The sequence below is a fragment of the Cupriavidus sp. SIMBA_020 genome, from assembly GCF_046535395.1.
GTDB classification, from domain to species: domain Bacteria; phylum Pseudomonadota; class Gammaproteobacteria; order Burkholderiales; family Burkholderiaceae; genus Cupriavidus; species Cupriavidus campinensis.
Genome location: NZ_JAWRWU010000811.1, coordinates 1 through 264, shown reverse-complemented (window position 1 = coordinate 264; position 264 = coordinate 1). Strand labels below are relative to the sequence as shown.

General features: G+C 70.5%; 1 protein-coding gene. It reads right to left on the bottom strand.

The window, feature by feature from the left end:
• On the bottom strand, positions 1-264 hold a 264-nt coding region (locus SB751_RS31615; protein ID WP_410749223.1), incomplete at both ends, for a deoxynucleoside kinase.

Here is a 264-nt window from a genome sequence, read left to right as displayed (position 1 = left end):
ATTCGTCTTCCGGCAGGTTCAGCCGCGCGAAGATGTCGTTCTTCTGCGGCATGAAATCGGCGACCACCGGCCGGCCGGTGTCGAGCGCGCCGAGCAGCTCGCGCGCCTGCTGCGCGCGCTGCAGCGCGAACGCGAGCTGCGCGGGCAGCGCGTAGCGCGCGGTGTCGCGGTAGAAGCGTTCGAGAAACGGGTTGTCCTGCGGGCGCTCGAGCAGCGCCTGCATCGACCAGCGTTCGGCGAGCAGGCGCGCGAGCGTCGTCTTGC